Source organism: Erwinia sp. PPS120 (genome assembly GCF_047918655.1).
In the GTDB taxonomy this organism is placed as follows: Bacteria; Pseudomonadota; Gammaproteobacteria; order Enterobacterales; family Enterobacteriaceae; genus Erwinia; species Erwinia tasmaniensis_A.
Window position 1 is genome coordinate 18,999 of record NZ_JBLREF010000019.1, and the last position, 17,185, is coordinate 36,183.

14 protein-coding genes are annotated in these 17,185 nt (G+C 55.6%); 4 read left to right on the plus strand and 10 right to left on the minus strand.

What is annotated here, in order from left to right; translation table 11 throughout:
* Positions 1 to 247 precede the first annotated feature (247 nt).
* Positions 248 to 817 carry a winged helix-turn-helix domain-containing protein gene (locus ACLRGG_RS12260; protein WP_416250033.1) on the minus strand — a complete coding sequence of 190 codons (570 nt, stop codon included), beginning with the start codon at positions 815 to 817 and terminating at the stop codon, positions 248 to 250.
* Positions 818 to 899: 82 nt separating this feature from the next.
* The gene (locus ACLRGG_RS12265) at positions 900 to 1,712 is read right to left on the minus strand and encodes a winged helix-turn-helix domain-containing protein (protein WP_416250034.1); all 813 of its coding nucleotides are present in this window, start codon (positions 1,710 to 1,712) and stop codon (positions 900 to 902) included.
* A gap of 681 nt (positions 1,713 to 2,393) precedes the next feature.
* Between ACLRGG_RS12265 and ACLRGG_RS12270 the strand changes: the two genes are divergently transcribed.
* Positions 2,394 to 2,573, plus strand: a complete 180-nt coding sequence (locus ACLRGG_RS12270) for a transposase (RefSeq protein ID WP_416250035.1) — start codon at positions 2,394 to 2,396, stop codon at positions 2,571 to 2,573.
* Between the two features lie 604 nt (positions 2,574 to 3,177).
* On the opposite strand, the gene ACLRGG_RS12275 is transcribed toward ACLRGG_RS12270, so the two are convergent.
* The 8 genes from ACLRGG_RS12275 to ACLRGG_RS12310 form a co-directional block, all read right to left on the minus strand.
* Positions 3,178 to 5,007: an ABC transporter ATP-binding protein gene (locus tag ACLRGG_RS12275; RefSeq protein WP_416250036.1), complete on the minus strand. Its 1,830-nt coding sequence runs from the start codon at positions 5,005 to 5,007 to the stop codon at positions 3,178 to 3,180.
* A gap of 250 nt (positions 5,008 to 5,257) precedes the next feature.
* Positions 5,258 to 8,047, minus strand: a complete 2,790-nt coding sequence (gene kdpD / locus ACLRGG_RS12280) for a two-component system sensor histidine kinase KdpD (protein WP_416250037.1) — start codon at positions 8,045 to 8,047, stop codon at positions 5,258 to 5,260.
* Positions 8,048 to 8,219: 172 nt separating this feature from the next.
* The gene (gene kdpC, locus ACLRGG_RS12285; RefSeq protein WP_416250038.1) at positions 8,220 to 8,795 is read right to left on the minus strand and encodes a potassium-transporting ATPase subunit KdpC; all 576 of its coding nucleotides are present in this window, start codon (positions 8,793 to 8,795) and stop codon (positions 8,220 to 8,222) included.
* Between the two features lie 12 nt (positions 8,796 to 8,807).
* Positions 8,808 to 10,853: a potassium-transporting ATPase subunit KdpB gene (kdpB, locus tag ACLRGG_RS12290; protein WP_416250039.1), complete on the minus strand. Its 2,046-nt coding sequence runs from the start codon at positions 10,851 to 10,853 to the stop codon at positions 8,808 to 8,810.
* Positions 10,854 to 10,870: 17 nt separating this feature from the next.
* A complete protein-coding gene (gene kdpA / locus ACLRGG_RS12295; RefSeq protein ID WP_416250040.1) occupies positions 10,871 to 12,556 on the minus strand; it encodes a potassium-transporting ATPase subunit KdpA in 1,686 nt (561 codons plus the stop codon).
* Positions 12,556 to 12,639 carry a K(+)-transporting ATPase subunit F gene (gene kdpF, locus ACLRGG_RS12300; protein ID WP_082804047.1) on the minus strand — a complete coding sequence of 28 codons (84 nt, stop codon included), beginning with the start codon at positions 12,637 to 12,639 and terminating at the stop codon, positions 12,556 to 12,558. Before kdpF ends, kdpA begins: the two co-directional genes overlap by 1 nt.
* A gap of 249 nt (positions 12,640 to 12,888) precedes the next feature.
* Complete coding sequence (locus ACLRGG_RS12305) at positions 12,889 to 13,017, minus strand: zinc-binding dehydrogenase (protein ID WP_416250112.1); 129 nt, start codon at positions 13,015 to 13,017, stop codon at positions 12,889 to 12,891.
* 92 nt (positions 13,018 to 13,109) lie between these two features.
* Positions 13,110 to 13,505 (minus strand): polyketide cyclase, encoded by a 396-nt coding sequence (locus tag ACLRGG_RS12310; protein WP_067700263.1) that lies wholly within the window; start codon positions 13,503 to 13,505, stop codon positions 13,110 to 13,112.
* A 196-nt stretch (positions 13,506 to 13,701) separates the two neighbouring features.
* Between ACLRGG_RS12310 and ACLRGG_RS12315 the strand changes: the two genes are divergently transcribed.
* The 3 genes from ACLRGG_RS12315 to ACLRGG_RS12325 all read left to right on the plus strand — a co-directional run bounded on the left by ACLRGG_RS12315 (position 13,702) and on the right by ACLRGG_RS12325 (position 17,184).
* The gene (locus ACLRGG_RS12315; RefSeq protein ID WP_416250041.1) at positions 13,702 to 15,822 is read left to right on the plus strand and encodes a TonB-dependent receptor; all 2,121 of its coding nucleotides are present in this window, start codon (positions 13,702 to 13,704) and stop codon (positions 15,820 to 15,822) included.
* Positions 15,823 to 15,832: 10 nt separating this feature from the next.
* Positions 15,833 to 16,855, plus strand: coding sequence for an ABC transporter substrate-binding protein (locus ACLRGG_RS12320; protein ID WP_416250113.1), 1,023 nt, complete (start codon positions 15,833 to 15,835; stop codon positions 16,853 to 16,855).
* A 74-nt stretch (positions 16,856 to 16,929) separates the two neighbouring features.
* The gene (locus tag ACLRGG_RS12325) at positions 16,930 to 17,184 is read left to right on the plus strand and encodes a hypothetical protein (RefSeq protein WP_416250042.1); all 255 of its coding nucleotides are present in this window, start codon (positions 16,930 to 16,932) and stop codon (positions 17,182 to 17,184) included.
* The last annotated feature ends 1 nt before the right edge of the window (position 17,185 follow it).

Below are 17,185 nucleotides of genomic sequence, written 5' to 3' on the forward strand. Positions count from 1 at the left end.
ATGATGAGACATCCATCCAACAGATATTATTATGTGTCCAATTTTAATAGTAGTGCCAATTTAATAACTAAACATAGCTTTAGAAGGTTGCTGCTCACGCGAAAAAATTCAATAGATCATGGACGTTATAGTATCAGATCCCACTCTCAGGAGGAAAGGTTTACATGGATAAATGTCGCACAGATAGCATAGACTCCAAAACACAGAGTTAAGTTGACATGACAATTGTAATCAGTTTCTTTATGATTTATTTCTTGAGCAATTTCACACGACAAAAATATGATTGATCTTTATTAAGATCCTGGATCAGGTTGATGACTATTTTTATTTTATTATTCTTATTTAGCTGACATGAATGGTAAATCGTAACTGCAGCTTCATCTTCATGGGAGAGATTTTTAGACAGTGGAAAAGAAGGAACGAATGTCCCCTCCCCTTCTTTTAAAACCTTAACTAACCCCGCAACTTCAGGTGTATGTGTTCCTTTAGCTTTATTCGTTACGCTGACAGGATATACAAATATATACCCTTTACCGTAAAGTGTTTTGATATACTTTCCCTTGGGGTTCTCGCCAAGTATTTTTCTTAACGCATAGACACATCGCGTAAGTGACTCTCCGTTTACTTCATCATACCTCCAAATAGTTCTAATAATCTCTTCTTTTTTAACTATCTGACCCGCGGATTCCACCAAAATGCTTAAAAGATGCATCTCTTTAGGTGGAACAGATATGACTTGCTGAGATTTATATAAAACTTCGTTATATTTCAGGTAGAAATCCCCGAAGCAATACTCTTTTATACGACTCTCCTGCATTCGCCGCCCCTTATTCTCTTTTACTGAGAATATTTTCTCACGATACGTTATGGGGTTCTTATATAAAACGCGGAAATAAGCCTTATGCTGGTAGTTGGTAGAGAGGCTCTAACGTTGGCTTGATGCTTATGTTCGATGCAATCTCAGGATTAATTGATGAGATCATTGTCATAATCACTGAAAGAAGCGCCTGATAGTAAATATTCATATCGTCAGATAAATATACCGCTTCGCGCTGCACGACGGAATGGTCTTGTGCTCTGACAAGTTCTACCCTGATAATCCCTTGATCCTTATAACTAATTTCAGTGCCCGCGATATAGTAATCCGCCTTCGATTTTTCAAGCGCCACGAGGAAATTACTGTAGCTTTTAATGGATTCTATGAAACACGAAGAGACAAGCTGGATTGACAAATTATTTTCTTTTTTTAAATATTGCATCCATTCAATCAGCTGATCGTGCAAGCAAACCGCAATGTTCTCCCGCTGCATTTTGAATGGAAACAATGCAATGCTGCATTTTTTGGTTAAATCATCTTGAGGTGTGCCTGAATGAGATCTGTTTTCCAGCGCCTGTACCTCTTTTACAATCACCTGAGCGAGAAACCGATAACCTTTTCCATAAACTGTTTCAATGTAACGCCTGGCATCTGTTCGACCAAGGGCACGGCGCAGCACATAGATACAGCGTGTTAATGATTCATCTGACACCGTTCCTCCTTTCCAGACCTCCCGGATTAAGTCTTCTTTAGAGATTACTGTATTCGCCTGCTCCAACAAAAAAAGCAGAACTGATACCTCCTTGGGAGCCAGCGCTATTTCACCCTTATCTTTACTCAGCAGTCGTCCATTTAAGAAGCGAAACTGACCAAATTCATAGTAGATTGCACTCATTTAGATAATTCCTTTTAATAGTTTTTCTGAATGTCGCTGCACTCTATCCAGCCTCATCAGACGTTCGACATTTTCCTGATGCCCTGACCAGCCCAATAGAAATAAATGGTCCTTTTTTTCTTACCTGACGTGCATAAATTACTGTTTTGAATGTTTCTATGTGAAAATATCGATACCTTATTTAACAATAATAAACGATAACAGATTAATTCATACACATTGCACCGAAATGGAGGCGGCTATTTTATTCCTCTCATTGATAAAGTGACTCTTTTCAGCATTATAACCTTACCATTATGAATCAGAATCCCTTATATATTTTAACGAGGGGGGACCTGTTCTGCAAGATGTTTCCAGGCCTGCATAGGTTAAGGCATTAAGAGTAAAAATAATCTCATATGCGCAAATTATCGTAAATGTGCTCAAAAAACATCGTTTTTTTTTAAAAAAAAACAGATTAATTGATGCGCGATAAGCTTTTTTGCTTTCTTTTCAAGATCAGCTCTATGAATCAATAAGAAATTATGAGAATTCTGTGCGTTATTGAATAAACCGAACTTTTGCTGAGTTGAAGGATCAGAACATGTATTCCCTGCCAGGGCGGTCAGTCTCGTCGCCAGGCAGAAGTTTATAGTCGCCGACTGGCACACCTCGATAAAAACCCTTATCAACTGTAACTCTATGGCTTTCTGGCTGGATGACGAGCCAGTCCAGGCCTGGTATGTATCAGTAACGCCTCCTTCACAGGGGAGGCCTCAGCGATCTTCTTATCTTGCCATCACTGCTCTCCTGATAGTTAAACGCATATTCCCGCCAACTCTACGGACCGTGCAGGGCTTCCTTATTCCCCTTTTGCTCTGATGGTGTTTCGTTAAGCAGTCTGGATTACACCCGGGTCAGCAATCAGCCAGGACAGTCAATGTCAGCTTCAAAATACCCAGCCGGGGCGAAATCATGCCCTGGTGATGGATTCCTCGGGGCTGAGGGTCTTCGGTTAAGGCAAATGGAAAGCCAATACACACGGCAATGCATGCCGTCGTCTCTGGCAGAGGCGGCATCTGGTCGTTGACAGCGGAATACATGACAACAGAATATAACCTTCGCGCTGAGTCTGATTTATTCAACAAAGACCTCGCGAGTGCAAAGGCCAACTGAGCAATATGAACGGTAATAGTTAGCCATGGCATCCGCTCTTTTCTTCTGGATTTATTACCCACAACTTCATGGGAAAAACGGATCGGCTGACAGGAAGGCTGGGAATATATTAGAATTTATTTTTAGCTTCATGCCTTCATTGTTAATAAATTGATTGCTGTCTGTCACTGCCAGATATAGTACCAGGATAAGCCGGGGAATCGACTTATCTTAACGACCAGGAGACGATGGAATTAAGAGTCAGCAACACACTCACCCTTTAATTCCAATCGATCCGCCAGGCCGTAGTCAATACGTTATCTTACTCAGGCTACTCGCCAACAAATCCCCCGGTCTGATGGTGCCATAGCCGCGCATACAGTCCGCCCTTCGCCAGCAGTTCGCTGTGACTACCTGTCTCTGCAATACGGCCCTTCTCCAACACTACCAGCCGGTCCATTTTAGCGATAGTGGACAGACGGTGGGCGATAGCTATTACCGTTTTGCCACTCATCAGCGTTTCCAGACTCTCCTGGATCGCCGTTTCCACTTCGGAGTCCAGCGCGGAGGTCGCCTCATCCATTATCAGAATAGGGGCGTCTTTCAGCAGAACCCGGGCAATGGCGATCCGCTGCCGCTGGCCGCCAGAGAGTTTTACGCCGCGCTCGCCAACGTGCGCATCCAGCCCGTAACGTCCTTCAGAGTCGGAAAGCAGAGGGATAAATTCGTCCGCTTTCGCACGATGGATAGCCTGCAGCACCTCCTCCCCGGTGGCATGCGGCCGACCATACAGCAGGTTGTCGCGGATCGAGCGATGCAGCAGTGAGGTATCCTGAGTGATCATGCCTATCTGAGCACGCAGGCTCTCCTGGCTCACCTGAGAGATATCCTGTCCATCAATGAAAATCCTGCCGCCATCAAGGTCATACAGCCGCAGCAGCAGGTTTACCAGCGTCGATTTACCCGCCCCGGACGGGCCAATCAAACCAATTTTTTCGCCCGGACGGATAGCCAGCTGGAGATTATCAATTACCCGGCGGTCGTGACCGTAGTTAAAATCAACGTTCTCATAGCGAATTTCCCCGCTGCGGACCTTCAGCGTCGGTGCCTGGGGTCTGTCGGTGACGCTGACCGGCTGGGCAATCGTTTTCAGACCGTCCTGTACCATACCAATATTTTCGAAAATGCCGTTAACCACCCACATGATCCATCCCGACATGTTCACAATGCGAATAACCAGGCCAGTCGCCAGCGCAATGGCCCCCACGCTTATCAGCGACTGCGTCCACAGCCAGAGCGCCAGACCGGTCGTGCCAACAATCAGCAGGCCGTTGAGCGTGGTGATCGCCACATCCATATTGGTCACCATACGGCCCTGCTGGCGGGTTTTTTCGGTCTGATCGCCAATCGCCTCACGCGCATACTGACGTTCCAGGTCGCTGTGAGCGAACAGCTTAAGGGTAGTGATGTTGGTGTAACCATCCACAATGGTGCCCATCAGCTTTGAGCGGGCATCAGAAGAGGCCACCGAGCGGGATTTCACCCTGGGTACAAAGTAGATCAGGCTGATGATATAGCCCACAATCCAGACCAGCAGCGGGACCATTAGCCACCAGTCCGCTTCGGCAAACAGCACCAGCGCGGTGATGGCGTATATCAGTACGTGCCAGAGCGCGTCCACCGCCTGTACCGCGGAGTCGCGCAGGGCGTTGCCGGTCTGCATAATGCGCTGCGCGATGCGTCCGGCAAAATCATTCTGAAAGAAGTTCATGCTTTGACGCAGCACATAGTTATGATGCTGCCAGCGGATCATACTGGTCATGCCGGGGTTGATGGTCTGATGCACCAGCAGATCGTGCAGGCCGATAAAGAGTGGCCGCAACACCAGCGCTACCACGGCCATCCAGATAAGCGTCGACGCATGCGCGCTGAAAAAGGTCGCGGCCGGGGTGGCATTGACCATATCAATAATAGTGCTGAGATAACGAAAAAGGGCGACCTCAATCAGCGAGGCTACCAGCCCCACGACCAGAAGCAGGGCAAAACTTTGCCATACCTGGCGCAGGTAATAGACATAAAAGGCCCAGACGCTGTTGGGCGGCGTAGAAGCAGGGGCATCCCGGAAGATATCGATCAGTCGTTCAAAGCGGCTGTACAGCATAGTTAAGGCTCACATCTACGGCTAAAGGAATTAATTTTAGTCCATTGACGCATCAGAAGGTGGACATTTGGGCGGTGTATCTATCCGCCGCCAGGAGCCTGTTTGATGACACCCATTACTACACACTCTCTGTGATCGGGGCCGCCTTTAACAACATTACCCGTTAAGTTTGTGAAATGGCCCTTAAACGAAGCTTACATATTTCGCACACAAACGCGCAATTTAGCCCACGGCATCTGTGCACTACGCTTTAGTGCAACCCGCCCGGCTCATACTCTTCAATCACCGGCGGCGTCTGCATCGGCAGGGTAATAATGAAGCGGGCACCGCCCTCAGGGCGGTTCTCCGCACGGATCTGCCCGCCGTGGATATCAACAATGGCATGGCAAATGGCCAACCCCAGACCGACGCCCGGCACCGCAGACTCTTTATCCCCGCGTGAAAACTTCTCAAATATCTGCGCCTCCTGCCCACCGGGGATCCCCGGCCCGCCGTCCCAGACCTCAAGGGTAAGCTGCTGCATCCGGTTCTCAGCCTCGTTCATCGCTGCCCCACGCTGCATCCGGTTTCCAGCATCGCGCCCTGTTGAGCCGCCCGGCCTCTGGCCTTCGCCAGCCATCATCGGTGGCTCAACGCGCGCGCGAATGCCGATGTCAGCCACTGGTCCGGCATACTTCAGCGCATTCTCCAGCAGGTTGGTCAGCACCCTCTCCATCAGCGGGCCGTCCAACTGAATCAGCACGAGCTCAGGCGGCAGATCCAGTGCGATATGTCGTCCGGCCAGCGACGATGCCATCATTCTCAGCGTACTACCGACCAGCTCATCCAGCGCCATCCATTCGGTACACAGGCTGAACCCCCCGGACTGCAGGCGTGCCATATCCAGCAGATTATTCACCAGCCGGATGGTATTCAGCGTCTGCTCACGCATCGCGCTGGCCTGCGGCGCGTGTTCAGAACCCGCCGTGGCCAGATCCAGCGTCAGTATCTCCGCCTGACCAAACAGCACCGTCAGCGGCGTGCGCAGGTCGTGTGAAAGCGCCGACAGCAGCGCATTACGCAGCTGCTCCCGCTCGGCCGCGAGGCGCGCGGCGGCTTCCCGATGGCTAAGAGCCATGCGCTCCAGCGCGTTAGTGGTCAGGACGATAAAGGTCTCAATCAGCCGCTGCTGCTCGGGGATCATCAGCTGGCGCAGGTTGGCGGGCTCCAGCACCAGCAGCCCCAGCGTTTTGGGGCCGCTTTTCAGCGGCAGGATCTGCCACGGCACGCCCGGCAGCGTGTCGGTGCCTGCGCCGGCGGGCTGGCCACGATCAAAGCTCCAGCGCGCGATAGCCCTGTCGGGAACGGTGCTGAGTTCTGGGATCCCCGCAGCGATGAGTTCGCCCTGCTCATCCGGCAGCAGCAGCTCACTGCGCGCCTGGAGCGTAATATTTGCGCTGCGCTGTAGCGCTGCGGCAATGTCCTGCGGGGTCAGCGCGCGACTGAGCGATTTCGCCATTTCATAGAGATGTCGGACGCGATGTTCACGGTAGCGGGCTACCCGCGCCTGATAGCGCACCCCCGCCGTCAGATTACCCACAAGTACGCCGACCGCCAGCATCACGCCAAAGGTCACCAGGTACTGAACGTCTGACACCGCAATGGTGCCGGTCGGCATAACAAAAACCACGTCAAAGGCGACAATATTCAGGATAGTCGCGACCACCGACGGCCAGCGGCCATAGCGCAAGGCCACTACCACTACTGCCAGCAGATAGACCATCACCAGATTAACCGAGTCGACGCCCGGCAGCAGCCACCGGCCAGCCAGCGTAACCAGCGCGCATAACGCTGCTGCCGCCGTGCAGCCTTTCAGCTGCATGCGCCATTTATCCTGGTTGGGGCGCTGGCCCTCCGCCGGGCCGGACGGCAGTGGAGTCGACTCGTCCAGCGCCACGATAACCAGATCGAGATCCGGCCCGAGCTGACCCAGGCGATCGGCAAAGCTGTCGCGCGTCCAGCGGCGCACCGGACGGCGACCAATGATGATTTTCCCCAGATTATTTTCGCGCGCGTAGCGCAGCACCGCCGCCGCCTCGTTGGGATCGGAAAGGGTCGCCGTTTCGGCACCCAGATCCTGTGCCAGCCTCAGCGTACGCAAAACGGCGCGCCGTCGCGCTTCGTTTAGCCTGTAAAGCCGGGGCGTCTCGACGTAGACGGCATGCCACACGCAGTCGAGCCTGGCGGCCAGCCGTGCCGCCGTGCGCACCAGCTTTTCGCTGCCGGTGTTATCGCCGATACAGAGCAGCAGGGCATCGCGGGTATGCCAGACTTTTTCCCGTCCCTGACCGTCGCGCCACGCGCGCACCTGATCGTCAACGCGATCGGCTGTGCGCCGCAGTGCCAGCTCGCGCAGGGCGTATAAATTTCCCTTACGGAAGAAGTTCTCAATGGCGCGCTCGGCGCCCTCGCCGATGTAAACCTTACCCTCTTTCAGACGCTGACGAAGATCGTCGGCGGGCAGATCGACCAGTACCACCTCATCGGCGGCATCAAAAAAGGGATCGGGAACGGTTTCACGCACGCGGATGCCGGTCACGCCGCCGACCACATCATTCAGGCTTTCCAGATGCTGAACGTTGACCGTGGTCATCACGTCAATCCCCGCCTCCAGCAGCTCATCAATATCCTGCCAGCGCTTAGGGTGACGCGAGCCGGGCGCATTGGTATGCGCCAGTTCATCCATCAGGATCACTGCCGGATGGCAGGCCAGCGCAGCGTCCAGATCAAATTCCGGATGACGGTTCTGTCCGATGGCACGACGCGGAAGGAGGGTTAAGCCCTCCAGCAGCGCCGCCGTTTCAACCCGGCCATGCGTTTCGACCACGCCCACCAGCACCGCCAGCCCCTGCGACCGCAGGCGCTGCGCCTCCTGCAGCATGGACCAGGTTTTACCCACGCCCGCACAGGCCCCGAACCAGATTTTCAGCCTGCCGCGTCCGGTGTCGCGGGTTTGCTGCAGCAGCGCGTCCGGATCCGGGCGCGGAAGTTCATCGTTCATCCTGTTCCTTATGACTGGCAGACCCGGTTTATCCTACCCGCTAAACAACTGCACGTCGTAGTGACCCACGTTGTTGCAACCCCGGGTTGCGCTATACATAACGCAGAGATAACAGGCGTCCCTCCCTGCGGCCCGAGCATTCCTGCCCCCGAGGGTCTGCTAACCCGATACCTTACTGCGCCGTCAGATCATCCAGCGCCAGGTTCAGCGTCACCACGTTCACCCCCGGCTCGCCGATAAAGCGGGGAAAAGGCGTTTGGATATTGTCGTTAATCAGCCGCTTTACCTCTTCCAGCGGCAGGTTACGGGCCGTCGCGACCCGGTCCGCCTGCCACAGTGCCGCCTGCGGCGAGATTTGCGGGTCCAGCCCGCTGCCGGACGCCGTCACCAGATCCACCGGTACCCTGTCGCTGGCCTGCGGGTTCGCACGATGAAGCATCGCCACCCGCTGTGTTACCGCCGCATCCAGCGCCGGATTGCTGCCCGCCATATTGCTGCCCGACGAGGCCAGCGGATTATAGGGAGAATCGCCGGTTGCAGAGGGTCGGCTCCAGAAATAGTCAGGCCGGCTAAAATTCTGCCCGATCAGCGTCGAGCCAACCGGTTTATCCTCTCTGTAGAGTAACGAGCCCGTGGCCTGTGAGGGAAACCACCACTGTGCCAGCAGGGTCGTTAGCAGAGGATAGAGTAAACCCGTAATTAAGGTTAGTAGCAGCAGCAAAATCACTGCGGGTCGTAACTGACTCATGATGATAGTTCCTTAAAACAGACCGGTCAGGGTCAGCAAGATATCAATAAGCTTGATGCCCACGAAGGGCACCAGCAGGCCGCCAACACCGTAGATCCACAGGTTGCGCCGCAGCAGCGCGGCGGCACTCAGCGGGCGATAGCTCACTCCCTTCAGCGCCAGCGGGATGAGAAAGATAATCACCAGCGCGTTAAAGATCACCGCCGAGAGGATCGCCGAGTCCGGCGAGTGCAGCCGCATTACGTTCAGCGCGTTTAGCTGTGGACAGGTCACGGCAAACGCCGCCGGGATAATGGCGAAATACTTCGCCACGTCATTGGCGATGCTGAAGGTGGTGAGGGAGCCGCGAGTCATCAGCATCTGTTTACCAATATGCACCACCTCCAGCAGCTTGGTGGGGTTGGAGTCCAGATCGACCATATTTCCCGCCTCCTTTGCCGCCTGGGTGCCCGAGTTCATGGCGACCGCCACATCGGCCTGGGCCAGCGCGGGCGCATCATTGGTGCCGTCACCGGTCATCGCGACCAGCCGCCCTTCAGCCTGATACTGGCGGATCAGCGCCAGCTTGGCCTCCGGCGTCGCTTCGGACAAAAAGTCATCCACGCCCGCCTCGGCAGCTATTGCGGCGGCGGTCAGCGGGTTATCGCCGGTGATCATGATGGTCTTGATGCCCATTTTGCGCAGCTCGGCAAAGCGCTCCTTAATGCCGCCCTTAACGATGTCCTTCAGCGCCACCACGCCCATCACCCGCATTCCGTCGCACACCACCAGCGGCGTACCGCCGCCGCGCGCCACCTCTTCAACCTGACGGTTGACCTCCAGCGGGTACTGTCCACCGCCGCTGTCGATATGACGGCGCACGGCATCCACCGCCCCTTTACGCACCATGCGATCCTGAACGTTCACGCCGCTCATGCGGGTTTGTGCCGAGAACGGGATAAAAGTGGCGCCCATGCTGGCCAGATCGCGCTCACGCAGGTTAAATTTCTGCTTTGCCAGCACCACAATGCTCCGCCCTTCCGGCGTTTCGTCAGCCAGCGAGGCCAGCTGCGCCGCGTCCGCCAGCTGTTCTTCACTGACCCCCGGCGCGGGAATAAACTGCGTGGCCTGGCGGTTCCCGAGGGTAATGGTGCCGGTTTTATCCAGCATCAGCACATCCACGTCACCGGCAGCCTCCACCGCGCGACCGCTGGTGGCGATCACGTTAGCCCCCAGCATGCGACTCATCCCGGCCACGCCGATCGCCGACAGCAGCCCGCCGATGGTCGTTGGGATCAGGCAGACCAGCAGCGCTACCAGCACGGTTACGCTGACGGCATGACCGCCCCAGGCGGAAAAGGGCCAGAGCGTGGCGGTTGCCAGCAGGAAGACGAGGGTCAGCGCCACCAGCAGGATGGTGAGAGCAATCTCATTCGGTGTTTTACGGCGGGTCGCCCCTTCTACCATAGCGATCATCTGGTCAAGAAAGGTCTCGCCGGGATTAACGCTGCACTGAATAATTAGCCAGTCAGAGAGAATGCGGGTGCCGCCGGTCACCGAAGCGAAGTCGCCGCCGGATTCGCGGATTACCGGCGCGGATTCGCCGGTAATGGCGCTTTCGTCCACCGACGCGCCGCCTTCAAGCACTTCACCATCGCACGGAATGATGTCCCCGGCCTCCACCAGCACCACGTCGCCTTTACGCAACGTATCTGCCGAAACCTGACGATGAGGCGCGCCGTAACGCGTCCCGGCCAATTTTTTTGCGTAGCTGGTTTTCTGCACGCCCTTCAGACTGTTGGCCTGCGCCTTACTGCGTCCCTCCGCCAGGGCTTCAGCAAAGTTGGCGAACAGCACGGTAAACCAGAGCCACAGCGAGATAGCGGCGGTAAAGCCCGCGCTGCCGGGCGTTTTACCGGCCAGCATCGCCAGGGCCAGCAGAGTGGTCAGCACGCTACCCAGCCAGACAACAAACATCACCGGATTTCGCAGCTGTACGCGGGGGGTCAGTTTTTTCACCGCATCACCTGCGGCGGTCCGCATCAGCGCAGCATCAAACAGCGCCTGTTGATTACGCATTCTCTTTCTCTCCGGCATTAATGACTGTACGTTTGCAGATGTTCTGCCACCGGCCCGAGGGCCAGCGCAGGGATAAACGTGAGCGCGCCAACCAGCAGCACGGTGCCAATCAGCAGCGCGATAAACAGCGCGCCGTGGGTCGGCAGGGTTCCGTTGCCCGCAGGCTGGATCTTTTTCACCGCCAGCGAACCGGCAATCGCCATTACGGGAATGATGATGCCGAAGCGACCAGCCAGCATGCAGAACGCCAGCAGCAGGTTCCAGAAGGGCGTATTGGCACTCAGTCCACCAAAGGCGCTACCGTTGTTGTTCGCCGCCGAAGAAACGGCATACAGCACCTCGCTAAAGCCGTGAATACCGGGGTTAAAGATGCCGCTGCGCCCGGCATCGATCATCATCGCCAGCGCGGTGCCCAGCAGGACCAGCGCAGGCGTGACCAGAATGGCCAGCGCAGTCATTTTCATCTCCCAGACGTCGATTTTTTTGCCCAGATATTCCGGCGTACGACCAATCATCAACCCGGCGATAAACACCGCGAGCAGCACAAATAGCAGGATGCCGTACAGCCCCGCGCCCACGCCGCCAAATACCACCTCACCAATTTGCATCAGCCACATTGGCACCATGCCGCCCAGCGCGGTAAAGGAGTCATGCATCGCATTAACCGCCCCGCACGAGGCCGCCGTGGTGATTGCCGCAAACAGGCTGGAGTTAAGGATGCCGAAGCGCGTCTCTTTGCCCTCCATATTGATCGCGCTGTCGGCGCCCAGGCTGAGGAAATGGGGGTTTCCCCGCAGCTCGGCCCACATCACCACCACCACGGCAGCAATAAACATCATCGACATCGCCCACAGCAGCGCGTGGCCCTGACGACGATCTTTCACCACCTCGCCAAAGGCGAAGCAGAGCGCGGCGGGGATCAAAAAGATCGCCAGCATCTGCACAAAATTGCTCAGGGCGGTAGGATTTTCAAACGGGTGCGCCGAGTTAGCATTGAAGAAGCCGCCGCCGTTCGTGCCCAGCATTTTGATCGCTTCCTGCGAGGCGACCGGTCCCATCGGCAGCGTTTGCTTCACACCCTCCAGCGTATGCAGGTCAACGTAACCGCTGAAATTTTGCAGCGTCCCCTGACTGACGAAGAACAGCGCCATCAGCAGCGAGATCGGCAGCAGAACGTACAGGGTGATGCGCGTCATATCCCGCCAGGCATTGCCGAGGGTGCCCAGTGACCGGTTGGCGAAACCCCGGATCAGCGCAAAGGCCACGGCAATACCGGTGGCAGCGGAGAGGAAGTTCTGCACCGTCAGCCCAGCCATCTGGCTGAAATAGCTCAGGGTGCTCTCACCCGCATAGGCCTGCCAGTTGGTGTTGGTGACAAAGCTGACGGCGGTGTTCAGCGCCAGATGCCAGCTAAGATTGGGCAGCTGCTGCGGGTTAAGCGGCAGTAAGGCCTGGGTCATCAACATGACCGTCAGCAGGATCAGGCCGCCCAGGTTAAACAGCAGGATGGCCAGCAGATAGCGCTGCCAGCTCATTGGCTCAGCATCGACCCCGCTGACGCGCCATAGTTGCCGCTCGAACCCCGCCAGACCCGGCATGGGCCGGTCGTCGATCAGACGTACCAGCCCGGTTCCCAGCGGCCTGGCCAGGACAATCAGGATCACCATGTAGCTGGCGATCAGTAAAAATGCGCTGGCAGCCATCAGAATGCCTCCGCATTAATCAGGGCATAGACCAGATAGCCCATCAGCAGAAAAACCAGCACAATGCCGGCAATTAACGCCATGCTCACAACACACCTCCGGAGCCTTTTCAGATGGCGTTAGTGTGGCGTGACGGATGAAAAGTTAATGTAAAAATAGCGGGGTGCGGCGTAAAAAAAGTATAAAAATTTGGAGGTGAATACCGCCTCCAGAAAACCTATTTCTGTATACCTGAACCAAAATAGCCTTTCCTGACAGCGCAGCACTGTCAAAAATTTTTTTGATACTCAATAACTGTTAGTCATGTCGCTGCGCTTTGTTGCATACCCCGGCTACTGAACAGTAATCACTACCTTTCCGGTATGTTTCTTATCCTGCATGAATCGCCATGCTTCAACTGTGTCTTCAAAATTGAAAACCTGGCTAATCAGAGGCCGTAAATTGATTAATGCTCTTTGAATTTATAGAACCCCTTAATTAAGTCGTCTGATATCGGGTAGCAATATATTTTTATCGCCTATCGCCAGCAGCGCACGGCTGCTGGCCCGGTCAGTCAGGTGGTCAGCAGGGTATGTAGCGCCTGTAGGTCACGCTTCATCCACTCCAGGTCCTGAGAAAATTTCTCGTCGGACATAAGCGGCTGGCGAAATACGGTGATCAGCACTTCCGCACCCGCTTCGTTCTCCACCACGCGCATCGGTACGTACACCTCTTTGCCATAACCGCTGTCCACGTAGTGATCCATCACGCCGAAAGGGTTGTGGTCGGTGAAGCGGATTTTTACGTTCTCATCTGTTCCGGTGGCCTTCCAGTAATTGCCTTCCTGCACCAGCGTTGACTGGCTCAGGCCTGAGGCCCACTTTGGAAAATAGTCGGGCTTCCAGATGGTTTCATACAGATCAACCCAGTTACGGGGAATGGTCATACTGATGGTTTGCGATGGCAGCATAAATTCTCCTGAAAAAACATATCACCCTGATTTAACCATTCGACGGCCGGGATGGAAAGCACTCTGCAGCCATTATGTTAGCTGCATAACGCTATATATAATCTTATATAGCGTTATGCTAATCTTTGCGCTCTTTTGACAGCATCCCCGGCGCAGTCGACCGTTCGAGTCGTCACCGTCTCTTTAAGGTATCTAAATGGCAGTGGTAAAAACGTCCCTGGTGGCAGGGAAAAGCGCGCTCTGCGTGTTAATTTGCTTCGCGATGCAGGCTCAGGCCGCCGCGCAGGAGAATACATTAACGGTAGAGGCCAGCGCCCCCACCAAGGAGGTCGCCGCACCCGATAAGCAGGCAACGCTTGGTAATCTGGGTAAGCAGGCGATACGCAATACGCCTTACCCGGTGCAGGTTATTTCACCGGGACTGATGAAGCAGCAGCAGCTTAAGAGCGTCAGCGATATATATCGCTATATGCCGTCCGTACAGGGCGATGGCGCCCGGCCCCAAACGCGCGGCATGCAGGGGAGCGTGGTGCAGAACTCGATGATCGACGGCTTAAACGTGGTATCCACCACTGACTATGCCGCCGAACAGTTCGATCATATTGAAGTCCTGAATGGCCTTGCGGGTTCACTTTACGGCCCGGCCAACCCGGCAGGGCTGTTTAACTTTGTCGCTAAGCGTCCGACCGATATCGCGCAGCACAGCCTGACGGTGGGCGCGGGCACCGGCCTCAGCCATCTGGTGTCCGGCGACTTTAGCGGCCCGCTTGATGATAACGATCGCCTGCGCTATCGCGCCAATTTCCTTGATGACGAGGGAAGCGGCTACGTAAGCGGCAGCAAAAAGCGCCGCCAGCTTTTCAGCCTGGCGCTGGATGCTAACCTGAGCGATAAAACGGTGCTGGAGACTAACTTCAGCTACTACCATTTTTACGATAAAGGCCTGCCGGGCAAATTCGCGCTGGGTAGCGGGCTCTCTTTCCCCTCTGCACCGAACCCCAAAACAAAAAATCTCGGCCAGTACTATGCCGGGGACGATAACCATACGCTGACCGCCGGCCTGCACCTGAAGCATGACTTTGACGGCAACTGGCAGGGCGAGGTGGGCGTACTGCGCCAGATTGCCGACCGCGAGTCCACGGCGGTCACCAATACCTTTACCGATAACCGCGGCCATTACAAAACCACCACCTCCTCTGCCACCGCCAGCCGTTTTACGGTTAACAGCTATATGGCTAACCTGAATGGCGAAGTGGATACCGGCTGGCTACATCATCAGATCTCCACTGGCGTTCGCGGGTTTGTACTTAAGAACGAAAACCCACGCAGCGGCGGCACGTTTCCGCTGGGCAGCGCCTCGCTGGATAATCCCCAGTCTTTTGCCGAGCCGAACTACCCTGACTTTACCCGGCGTTATCACTCGGCGACGGCCACGCAGCAGTCATTACTGCTCAGCGATACCCTGACCTTCTCCCCCCAGTGGAGCCTGCTGCTGGCGGGCAGCGAGAGTCTGCTTAACTCCGCCAACTACGCCAAAACCGGCAGCCGTACCAGCGAGTCCAGCGACAGCGGCTTTAGCGGGTCGGCCAGCCTGATGTACAAACCCGTCGATCCACTGACGCTGTACGTTACTTACGCAGACAGCCTGCAACAGGGGGATACCGCCCCTGCGGGTGCCAGCAATGCGGGTAATATTCTCTCTCCTTACCGCAGTAAGCAGGTAGAGGCTGGCAGCAAGCTGGCCGTGGGGAAAGTGTTGCTCACCGCCGCCCTGTTCCAGATTGACCGTCCGTTTGCCTACACCACTACCCGCGGCGATTACGCGGTAGAGGGTAATCAGCGCAACCGCGGACTGGAGCTGATGGCTGACGGCGATCTGAGCGATAATCTGCATCTTTACGGCGGCATGACGTGGCTCGATCCACGCCTGCGTGATACCGCCAGCACCCGCACCGAAGACAAGCAGATCGTTGGTCTGGCACGCTATACCGCCAGCCTGTTCGCCGCCTGGGACCTGCCCTTTATTCGCGGTGCCGATGTGCACGGTGGGATGCGCTACGTGGGCCGACGCAGCACCGATAATGCTAATGACAGCTGGGTGGGCAGCTACGCCACCTTTGATGCGGGCACCCGCTACAAAACCCGACTGTTCAATACCGATACCACGTTCCGGCTGGATATGACCAATCTGACGAACCGTCACTACTGGACTAACATTGTGCCAGGTGGCCTGAATGGTTACAGCGGCGCAGGCTATGCCAGTGCACAGATTGGTGAGCCGCGGATGGTGCAGGTTTCCATGCAGCTGAGTTTCTGATGAGGATATGATGAGAAAGCGCCTGATTCTGCCGCTGCTGGCGGCATTGAGCCTGACAGCGGTCAGCCACGCCACCTTTGCCCGCACGGTGACGGATGATATGGGGAACCGGGTTGAGGTGCCGCAGGAAGCCCATCGCATTGCCGATGCCTGGTATGCGCATCACTCCTTGCTGATGACGCTCGCGGCGGGCGATCGCATCGTCGCCACGGTCAATCATCCCCAGGACCGGCCCTGGATGTTCAAAATCCAGCCCTCTCTGAATCAGGCGCTGTCGGTGCATGGCCGCAGCTTTGAAAGCGAGGCGCTGCTGGCCCGCAAGGTCGATGTGGTTTTTGTACCCGCCGAAGATGCCGATGCTGCCGCCTATCGCCAGGCGGGTCTGCCGACGCTGGTAATGCGCTTTGATGATTTCCCGTCGATGAAGCGCTCACTGCTGACCACTGCTAAAGTTATCGGCAGCGACGACGCCAGGCAGCGCGCAAAAGCGTATAACGCCTGGCTCGACGGCGAAATAGCGGCCATCAGTGCGAAAACCGCTGGTCTGACTGAGGCCCAGCGCCCGCGCGTGCTGCATATTCAGTCGCTCCATCCCCTTAAGGTCGACGGTCGCAATACGCTGATTGATACCTGGATTAAGCTGGCGGGCGGGCGCAACGCGGCAGCGGAGGTAGACGGCAATATGAAGGAAACCTCGCCGGAGAACGTCCTGTTCTGGCAGCCGGATATCATCATCATCGGTGCCGGTGCGGGCACCATAGAGGCGTCGGACTATGCTTCGCTGTTCAGCAATCTTAACGCGGTGAAAAACCATCAGGTATTCCAGAATCCGGCTGGGGTCTTCCCCTGGGATCGCTACGGCACCGAGGCCGCGCTGCAAATCCAGTGGGCCGCTAAGCTGCTGCATCCGGCGCTGTTTAAAGACCTGGATATGGTGAAGGCTACGCAGGATTTTTATCAGCGCTTCTTTAACTACGATCTGAACAAAACCCAGGCAGCAAGGATTCTACAGGGCCAGGGGCCGGATAACTAAAGCGAGGGCCTGTATTGCCCGTCGGTAAACTATACTTAAGTTAAACCCCAACTGACTGGCTCATGGAGCAGATTATGAAACTCAGCGGCATTCTGGCTATTCTGTGTCTCGTCCTGCCGGGCGTGGGCTGTTCACAGCTTCCTCCCGCTTCCGTTTTCCAGCCGAAGCCAGCCAGTACGCTTTTCACCCCGGCGGCAGCAAAATGCGACGTCAGCCTGTGCCAGCAAAACTGCTACGTCCAGAACAGCCAGTGCGATCGTAATGACAGCAGCGGCTGTGGCGCGAAGATGCAGGCGTGTATACAGTCCTGCACCTCACAGTGCCATTAGC